General features: G+C 59.0%; 2 protein-coding genes. Both read right to left on the reverse strand.

The features are described from left to right. Positions 1–199: 199 nt before the first annotated feature. Complete coding sequence (locus ACI38Z_RS07475; RefSeq protein ID WP_439789564.1) at positions 200–1,330, reverse strand: aminotransferase; 1,131 nt, start codon at positions 1,328–1,330, stop codon at positions 200–202. Between the two features lie 72 nt (positions 1,331–1,402). Further along, a partial coding sequence (locus tag ACI38Z_RS07480; protein ID WP_439789565.1) for an amino acid permease occupies positions 1,403–2,067 on the reverse strand: 665 nt, incomplete at its 5' end.

The raw sequence follows: 2,067 nt of genomic DNA on the forward strand, positions 1-2,067 counted from the left end.
AAACTGCCGTCTGCGGGCAAGAACTCTACGTTTGCCGAGACTAACGAAAGCTTGCAGCGCAAAATGCAAGCTCAGGACCCTGTTCGAGATTTGAAATATTTGACAATTTTTACCAATTTGTTTGTTGCGTAATAAAAAGCGGATATGTTTTCTGCATATCCGCTTCATCAATATCTATTTTGTCGTGATTCAGAGCAAGCTAAGCGTCATACTCCGCGAGCGCGTCTCCCAGGAGCGACAGCCCCTTCCTCAGGACGTCCTCGTGGCAGCAGTAACCAAGCCTTGCGCCGTTTGGCAGCTCGAAGCGGGTTCCGGGAACGAGCAGCACTCCCCTCTCGCTGAGGATCCTCTTGCAGAACTCCTCGTCGGACTCGGGGATGTCAAGTTGCAGGTACGACACCGAAACGCCCTTGGGGTCGTTCCACTTGGCACGCGGCTGTCCCTTTACCCACTCCGCCACGATGTCGTGGTTGGTGTGGCAGATGTCGCGGTTGCGCTTGAGAATCGCCTCGCGGTTCCTCAGGACGTACGTTGCCAGTATGTCGTTGAAGACGCCTGCACAAATCATGGAGTAGTCACGATAGACGCGGATGCGCTGGGCGATTTCCTCGTCCGTAAGCACCCAACCGATGCGCGCACCAGGGGTCGAGTAGGTCTTGCTGATGGAGTTCGTGACGATGGCCTTCTCGTACACGTCGGCCATGGACCAGTACTGGTCGGTGTTGTCCATCGGCATGTACACCTCGTCGGAGAGCACGTAGGCCCCGACCGAGCGCGCGATCTCCGCAATCTGCTCGAGCGTCTCCTTGTCGAGCACGCAGCCAACGGGATTGGATGCGTTGTTGATGCAGATGAGCTTCGTGTTAGGCTTCACGAGCTTCTTGAGCTTCTCGATGTCGGGCTTCCAGCCGAGTCCCTCCTCGAGCTCCCAGTAGTCAACGTCCGCACCGAGCTGGCGCGGCACCTCGTACAGCGGCGTGTAGGTCGGCCACTCAGCCACGACGTGATCGCCCGGCTCGATGAGCACGTGCATGGCATTGAGGTTGGCACCGGTGCAGCCGTTCGTCTGCAGGATCCTCGTGGGACTCACGGACTTGCGGTAAAGCTTTGCGACCTCGTCCTTGAACTCGGGCGACCCCTCGATCCACCCGTAGTTCATGACCTCGCGATTGAGGCTCTCGTAGAACGTTGCGCCGCCCTCGTCGTCGAGGCTCATGAGCTCGTCCATGGTGAAGGACGCGAAAGTGGACTGGGCGATGTCCCACTTGGCACTCTTCTCGTATACGTTGAGCCAGTCCTCGCAGCCGATGAGCTTGATGGGGTTGTTCATTTCGACTCCTTTGGTAGAAAAGGGGCAGGGACCACCACGGACCCTGCCCCAAGCTAACCTATTTCCCCTGAATTAGAAGACCGGGATGATGCCAACGGCCGTCAGAGGGATGGAGATGATGCCCAGGATGGTCAGGACGGCAAAGACAGCCCACTCGCCCTTGGTGACGGAGGCGCCGTTCTCCTTGCGAGCCTTGACGTAGAAGTACATGCCGGGGATGTAGCCCAGGCAGGCAAGAAGCAGGAAGCCCCAACCGGTGAAGAGGACACCGACGACCTGGAAGATAAGCGCAAGCAGGCCGCAGACGAGCTGCCCGCCCTCGTGGTTCTCGGCGCTGTACTTGACCTGGTAGGCAGCAGCAAAGGCCCAGGTGATAACGATGGTGACGGTGCACATCGAAATCGCGAAGGTGTAGGCGTCGGCCGCGAAGGTGGCGATGATGATGAAGACCTCGGTCAGGACGCCGACGATGAGCAGCGACATCTGAGGGGCGTTGGCTGCGTTGCGCTCGTCCCAGGACTTGGGCAGCAGGCCGTGGTCAGCCATCATCGAGGTGCACTCTGCGGGAAGCATCGTGAAGGAAAGCCAGGAACCGCAGACGGAGATGATGATTGCCCAAGAAATGAAGGCACCGCCCCAGCCGGGAGCCATTGCCTCGAAGACGGTGATCGTGGCGGGCTTGGGAGCCGCAACGAGGTCCTTGTAGGGAAGGACGCCGTACGGGAGCACGGAGGCGC

The sequence above is a fragment of the Parafannyhessea sp. genome (assembly GCF_051876455.1).
Classification (GTDB): Bacteria; Actinomycetota; Coriobacteriia; order Coriobacteriales; family Atopobiaceae; genus Parafannyhessea.